Raw genomic sequence first — 7,257 nt, 5'->3', positions numbered from 1 at the left:
TGTTCAGGTTGAAGAGAAACGGTAAGGGTAAGATTTAACAGAATCCCGGAGTAAGCACTTTCTAAGTTTCGCTCCGATGCATTCACACCTCTAAGAAAACGATCAACGCCTTGCGTACATGAAGCCTCTATTTCACAAAGTCCCCGTTAAACTGGAGAGTTCTTTCAGCATTCGTCACGACATTAAACCTAATTTCGGTACCATCTGGCATTATCACCCGGAAATCGAACTTCATTACGTCATTCAGGGCGAAGGCGTCCGATTCATCGGTGATAACATCAGCAACTTTTCGAAAGGCGAAATTGTACTGTTAGGTGAAAATTTACCGCATACCTGGCGTTGTAAAGAAGAATACTATCAGCCCGATTCAGACCTGAACGTGGAAGCGATTGTGATTCATTTTTTGCCCGATTGCCTGGGCGATTACTTGTTAAAGTTACCAGAAGCCTACTTAATTCCCAAGTTATACGAGAAAGCAAAACGCGGCATGGTGATGACCGGATCAGTAAAAGAAAAACTGATCGAATTAATGTACGCCGCTACTACCGCAACGGATCTGGATAAAATTATTCTTCTGTTAAAGATTCTGAAAACGTTAGCGGAGACGGACGAATATACCCCTATCGTAAGCAGTCAAAGTGCGTTTTATCAGTCGAATGATATGGATACGCAACGCTTGAATAAAGTTTGTGCGTATACACTGACGAATTACAAAAAAGACATTACGCTGGAAGAAATTTCATCCATCAGTAACTTGAGTGTCACTTCCTTTTGTCGGTACTTTAAACTATTAACCAATAAGACCTACTATGACTTTTTAATCGAAATACGAATTAGTCATGCCTGCCGGGCTTTGGTCGAGAATAAAGTACCGACGGAAGTCATTTGTTTTGACTGCGGATTCAATAACGTTTCCAACTTTTACCGGCACTTCAAAAAAGTAACGGGCGTTACGCCGTTAGAGTATAAACGCAAGTATTTGCACCGCGTCAACTAAGCATTTTTTTAGTAGACGGCTTTCAGATCCAGTTCTTCCTTCAACTGACTATACTTTGAATACAGACTTTCGACTTCCTTGTAAATCTGAGGCGTTAGTACACCTACGTTTCGCCGCGTAAACGTGGAGATATCAAACCCGCGTTTTTGCAGAAAATACTTGGAAACGATGGGGTATACGTTGTGCATCACATCCATGTTATCAATCAGAAACTGCTGGACTTTCTGTACTTCATCTTCGGAAGAATTGTAATTTTCGCAAAGCCAGACGATCAGTTCCGGCGAAAAGTTTCCCTGAATACAGGACAGTCCGGCGGAACCGGCCCGGAGCGAATCCACTGCATGAACCATGTAGGCGTCGTATAAACCAAACTGGGGGTTGTCGGTAACGCTCAGTTTCTCCCTGATCTGATTGAGATCCAGGCAGGTATCCTTGTGGTAGATGATCCGTCCCGTGGCAACGAAACTCCTGAGTTGTTCCGGGGAAATCAGACGTTTATACGGTACCGGACATTCGTAAAAACCCAGTGGAATGTGATCCGTCAGATTCAGTAATTCAGCTACGCGGTCGTTGAACACCTCATCCGAATCCTGTTCATCGGCCAGTAAACCCGAAATCAGAATCACGGCATCGGTACCCAGGTCGTGTACCCGTCTCACAAACTCGGCCTGCTGCGGAATGGGTCCGCCAAAGGTACCCGTGGCTACCACCGGAACGGATCCCTGGGTTACTTCCAGCACGTGAGCGATGACCGCCAGCCGTTCTTCGTCGTTCAGCTCGAACATTTCGCTGGACAGGCAGTTGGCGAACAAGCCGGAGGCTCCGGCTTCCAGGTAGAAATTCGTCAGTTTGGTCAGGGCCGGAAAGTCGATCGAACCGTCGTTTTTAAAGGGCGTAAGCATCACGGGGATGAATCCCTTCGTAGTAGTTTTCATGTTTTGGAGAAATGTTTAAATCTTTAGAGCAACAGGCACAGAGCCGCCAGCAAGGAGACGACTACGGGTTTTTTAGAAATTTTCGTGGGTATAAATCGGGTCAATAGCAGTCCGGTCAGGAAAATTGCCAGCGTACCAATCACGATGATCATATTCTGATGCAGGGGACTGCGAAGAAATTCGTATTCTTCGGGGAAATGCGGCGAAAAGGTCATCCAGATAATAACGAGTATACCGATCAGCGTAGCCGTAATGGCCTCATGGTTACGGGTTTGCCGACTGATAATTCCCAGTAGAAACAGCCCCAGCATACCCGCCGCGAAAATACCCGAGAGCGTCCACCAGATGTCGAGAATACTCTTTACACCAATCATGGCGATCCCCGCTCCCAGTCCCAGCATACCCGCCACTACCGTTGCCAGATGCAGCAACCGCAGGCTTTGTTTGCTGCTGACATTCGGGTTGATATACCGTTTGTAAATGTCCTCGGAAAATACCGTTGCCGACGCATTCATTCCCGAACTGATGGTGCTCATCGCGGCAGAAAGGATCGCCGAAACGATCAATCCGACCAGTCCCGTTGGAATTTTAGTTACCATGAAATGAGGCATTACTTTGTCGCCGTAGTCCGAAGGTTTCAGGTTAGCCAGAGCCTGTGACACGCTCGTACCGCCCGTTGCCTGCTCCTGAGCTACCTGCATTTTGACGGCTAGTAACAATTCCGGATGAGCTTCGTAGTACGCAAACAGACAGGAACCAATTACAAAAAACAGCAGCGAAGCCGGAATATACAGCACCACGCAAAGCCACAGAGAGCGGGAAGCTTCCCGGGCTGATGAAGTGGTATGGTATCGCTGGATGTAATTCTGGTCCATCCCGAAGTTGTTCAGGTTGATGAAAAATCCGTACAGCAAAACGACCCAAAAAGAAGACTGTGTGAAATCAAGCGAGAAAGTCCCCAGACTGAATTTATTGTAGGATTTTCCAATTTCGACGATTTTAGGCACGCCACCCGGCATTTCCCGGATAATGAGGTACAGAATAATCAGGGCACCGAGGGTCTTGATGACGGCCTGCACCACTTCCGTCCAGATAACCGCTTCGATTCCTCCCATCACCGTATAAATGATGATACTGATCCCCATGACGATCATGATCATTTCCATGGAATACCCCGTCAGGGCCTGTAAACTCAGGGCAATTCCGAAAAAGATGGAACCCATTCGGGCCAGTTGCGTCAGCAGAAAACAGACCACGGCATAGGTACGGGCCCAACTGCCGAACCGATGTTCGAGGTGGGTGTAGGCCGAGATTTCGCCCGTTCGCCGGTAAAAAGGAACAAAGTAACGCGAGGCCGTATACGCCGCCAGTGGCATAGACAAACTAAAGACGAAAGCATTCCAGTTGCCGCCAAAGGCCTTACCGGGTACGCCCAGAAAGGTATTACTACTCAAAAAGGTCGCGTAGATCGACATCCCAATAGCCCAGCCGGGAATCATGCCGGAGGCTTTGGTGAACTGTTCCGCGTTTTTGTTTTTCCGTGAAAAATAGAATCCTACCGCAATCATGGCTCCCAGATAGAGAGCGATAACCGTAAGATCAATCAGAGGCAAATTTTTCATAACAATCGGTAGAGGTCTGTACCTGATAAAGTCTGCTTTTCTGCCGCCCGTACCGTACGCAGCTTCCCAATTTTTTGCCTTTCGCCGGTAAAAAGCCCTCAAATTGAGACGAAAAGGCTATATATTTCGAAGCACTCCCGGTTTTACCCTATTCTTTCTGACAAAGTTACCATGGTACTTTCCGAATTATTTATATGATTCTTACATCAAATTATAGCATCTTATCCTTACTGAACATCCAGTGCATCCAGGTATAAACGCTCGGCATCCAGCGTTTTCAGACGCAGCGTGTAGGTACCCGCATTGATCATCGTACCCGTATTCGTAGTGGCGTAGGTCCATTTGCCGGGTTTGGAAGGCTCCAGCTCCAGCGTTTCGGCGGGCTTCACCACTGTACCATCTTTGAGAATTAACTCGACACTTACTTTTAGTGCTTTCTGAGCCGGATTATGGTATTTGAGGGTGAGGGAATACGTATCGGCCACCCCTACGGCAAGGGTCCATTCCAACGCATCACCACTGGCTTTTTTGAAGACCATCCGCTCTTTGTCGAGGAAGACCTCCTTACCTACGCCCTCGCCTACGGGTTGGGCCTGCGTGGCTTTGTAACTCGTGGCCGCTTTCAGATCGTAGGCGGGTTCAAGGGTGTAGATGGGAAGTGCGGCCAGCCAGGAACCCGCCGCCACCGTCAGCTTTTCATTCTCCTGCACTCGTTTGCGTACGACCGAATACTGCCGGGGTTCATCGGTCGTCAGGAACGTACCCGTGGTTTCGAAACCGGGAAGTGACGATGTCGATGCGGGTACAGCCAGAAACACATCCGCCGCTTCCGTGACCTGTACCGTTGCGGCTTCGTTCCGCTTCCGTTTTAGCCAGGTGGCTCCGTACAAATGAGGGGGTAACGAAACGGCCTGAATGGATTCGTCCGCGAATAACCCATCCCCCGTGTCCAGCCAGGATTCAACCGTCCCATTGGTACTCTTCAGAATGGAACTCGATTGCTGCGTAACAACAGATTTGGTATCCAGAGCCGCAATGGCAATGGCCGAAATAACCGCCTGAGCGGATGGTACGTGGGGAAAAGAAACCTTCAATTGCCCGCCTCGCACCCGTACGCGTAGCGTTTTTTTCAGCAGAGCATCGTGGCCCACTTCCTTCCAGATGTCCAGGTTTTTGAGGCGTACCTCATCGTTAATGGCGACGTCAAACAATCGCCAGCCCGTGGCATCGAGTCCACCGCCGGTGCCGTACCAGGGTTCGATAAAGTACAGTTCCACCTGATAGTCGCCGTCGGGTACGTTGAAATGATAGGCCAGTTGGTCACGTCCGTAACGAAAAGTCTGAAAGAGGTTGGGGTCGGGCGTACCGCGAATGGGATCAAACGTTCGCCGCTGACTGGCAAAGAAGGCGGGCATGCCCGGATAGTGTTCAGTCCAGGAAGCAGAACCCCAGGCGTTTGTCTTCGTTTTCCGCTGATCGGCGTACCAGACGTTCTTCTGGGCATCAATGTAAGTCGGTCCGCCGCAATTGACCCGGTACAGGTAACGAAGTGCAGACGTGGAGACAGGCGATACCTTTCCGGTTACTTCCGAAAGATGCGGAGCTTCGGGCAAATGATTCAAGACCACCACGTCCGTAGCCACCGCTTTCCCATTGACGTATCCAACGGCATACAGGGTATTCGTCTGAATGTCGGCTCCGTCCCACTGAAAATGCGTCCCTACCCCCTGCCGTGTTTTCCGTCCCAGCGAACGGTGGTTCACGTCATTGAAGAGTTCCACTTCATCGCAATTGGAGTAGACGATGATGCTGTCTTTTTTCCCCGGCGTAGTCCAGCGGTTCGGCCAGGTATGCGACACGATGTAGACCATCGGCTGGGTTTCTTTAGGAGCGTAGTTGGACCGGAACAGGTAAAAGGCGTCCGTCGGTTCTTCCCAGGCGGTAAAGAGTCCTTTGTAATTCACGGGGCCGATGCGATCCAGCTCCCGCAGTCCTTCCCCACCCTGCACGCGACCGGGATTGTCGTGCGAATTGAGCAACCAGAAAAAATGCCCGGCCGTGCGATCCCGTACCGATTCGGCCAGCCGGATTTTGGTTTCCATCAGGTCCGTCATGCGGTTTTCGCTAAATACGCCACGGCCTTCCGTATGCTGGTCGATGGTTCGCCAGGCTCCGTATTCACCCACCAGAATCTGCCGTTTCAGGTCTTCGCCGTACTGGTGCGGATCGCCGCCGTAGGTACCCGTCCAGTTCTGCGGCACGTCCCAGTCGGTACCTTTCCCACCGTTACAGGTCGTGATTTTTCGCTGGGAAGAAGCCGTCGGATCGAGTTGCCGGATCAGCTCGCTACATTCCCGGGCGAAATCCTCGGGAAGCGTACTTTCATTTTCGAGTCCCCAGAGAATGATCGACGGACTGTTTCGCCGCTCTTTCACCCAGTCGATCAGTAATCGTTTGAAATTTCGGCGAAAGGCGGGCGTATCGTACCAGATGTGAGCGGCCATTTGCGGCCACCAGAGAATACCGGCTTCGTCCCAGTACGGATGATAGCGAAGGTTATGGGGCTGATGAGCGTCACGAAAGGCATTGAATCCGGCGGCTTTGACCTGACGTACCCGCGTGCGAATTTGTTCTTCACTGAACGCGTGACTGCTGCCCAGCAAATGTTCGTACTCGGCTACGCCATTGATGAAGACCCGCTGGCCGTTGATGCGTAAGCGGGTTTTCGCGTTGGGACTCAAATCCCAGTTCACCCGTCGGATGCCGTAGGGCGTGGTTAGTTGATCCATTCGCTGGCCCTGTTCCAGCACCTGCGTCACGAGTCGATAGAGGTACGGCTGCTCGGGTGACCAGAGCTGCGGACGCGAAACGGAAAGATCTGGTGACGCAAGCGTTACCGTTTCTCCGGCTTTTAAATTCAGTTTTTGCTCAACTTTGGTTACGGTTTTTCCCGAACGATCCAGCAGTTGCTGCACGACCGTCAGGGTACGGGGCCGGGTACCGTAGTTTTTGATTTCACTCGTAACGTGCAGTTTCGCCGCCGTGGCCGAAACGCTCGTATCATTCCAGACGTGTACACCAAAAGGTTCAATTCGTACGTCACGGGTTACGATGAGCTGCACCGGACGAAAGATGCCCATTGGCTGGGAGCCTTCCGAGAAACCCCGCTCGCTGGAACTCCCGCCGCTCACCCAAGGTAAATCCTGAATCTGATCGGGGTGATCGGCCCGTACGGCCAGCAGATTGGTTTGATTGTTGAGACGAACAACGTCCGTAATATCCAAAGTGAACGAAGTCCGTCCCCCCGCGTGATAGCCTATCTTTTTTCCGTTGAGCCAGATGGTGGCGTACGAACCTACGCCTTCAAAAAACAGAAAGAATCGTTTTCCCGCCGCGGCTTCCTGCACCGTGAAGGTTTTGCGATACCAGGCTACGCCGTAGCGATTGCCGTTGACTTTCCGGCGATAGCCACCGTACTGATCCCAGTTGTGGGGCACCTGCACGGTTTTCCAGGACTGAGGCTTGAAGTCACTTCGATAAAAATCCGGGTGTGCCGTGGTATCGTCCGTGGCGGTAGACTGCCAGTTTGCCTGCAAGGAAATTTCTTTTCGCGACTGTCCCCAGGCCGTGAAGGTCAGAAACAGACTCAACAGGATCAGTTTTAAATGCATTGATTCTAAAGGGAATTACGTCCGGTCCACGC

The 7,257-nt window shown here is 51.0% G+C and carries 4 protein-coding genes; 1 reads left to right on the top strand and 3 read right to left on the bottom strand.

Going from position 1 to position 7,257, the window contains the following annotated elements; all coding sequences use genetic code 11:
- The first annotated feature begins 118 nt into the window (after positions 1–118).
- Positions 119–997, top strand: a complete 879-nt coding sequence (locus tag BWI97_RS17815; protein WP_094808770.1) for an AraC family transcriptional regulator — start codon at positions 119–121, stop codon at positions 995–997.
- 8 nt (positions 998–1,005) lie between these two features.
- Here the strand turns inward: BWI97_RS17815 and BWI97_RS17810 are convergent, their stop codons facing one another.
- The 3 genes from BWI97_RS17810 to BWI97_RS17800 form a co-directional block, all read right to left on the bottom strand.
- Positions 1,006–1,932: a dihydrodipicolinate synthase family protein gene (locus BWI97_RS17810; RefSeq protein ID WP_094808771.1), complete on the bottom strand. Its 927-nt coding sequence runs from the start codon at positions 1,930–1,932 to the stop codon at positions 1,006–1,008.
- A 23-nt stretch (positions 1,933–1,955) separates the two neighbouring features.
- Positions 1,956–3,554 carry a sodium:solute symporter gene (locus BWI97_RS17805; protein WP_102202199.1) on the bottom strand — a complete coding sequence of 533 codons (1,599 nt, stop codon included), beginning with the start codon at positions 3,552–3,554 and terminating at the stop codon, positions 1,956–1,958.
- A gap of 227 nt (positions 3,555–3,781) precedes the next feature.
- Positions 3,782–7,225: a malectin domain-containing carbohydrate-binding protein gene (locus tag BWI97_RS17800; RefSeq protein WP_102202198.1), complete on the bottom strand. Its 3,444-nt coding sequence runs from the start codon at positions 7,223–7,225 to the stop codon at positions 3,782–3,784.
- Between the last annotated feature and the right edge of the window lie 32 nt (positions 7,226–7,257).

The organism is Siphonobacter sp. BAB-5405, from assembly GCF_002872335.1.
Classification (GTDB): domain Bacteria; phylum Bacteroidota; class Bacteroidia; order Cytophagales; family Spirosomataceae; genus Siphonobacter.
This window is presented reverse-complemented; position numbering and strand designations above follow the sequence as displayed.

Bases quoted from the DNA above. Each gene is read 5' to 3' on its own strand.
- BWI97_RS17805 (WP_102202199.1), bottom strand. From the start codon at position 3,554: ATGAAAAATTTGCCTCTGATTGATCTTACGGTTATCGCTCTCTATCTG.
- BWI97_RS17800 (WP_102202198.1), bottom strand. From the start codon at position 7,225: ATGCATTTAAAACTGATCCTGTTGAGTCTGTTTCTGACCTTCACGGCC.
- BWI97_RS17810 (WP_094808771.1), bottom strand. From the start codon at position 1,932: ATGAAAACTACTACGAAGGGATTCATCCCCGTGATGCTTACGCCCTTT.
- BWI97_RS17815 (WP_094808770.1), top strand. From the start codon at position 119: ATGAAGCCTCTATTTCACAAAGTCCCCGTTAAACTGGAGAGTTCTTTC.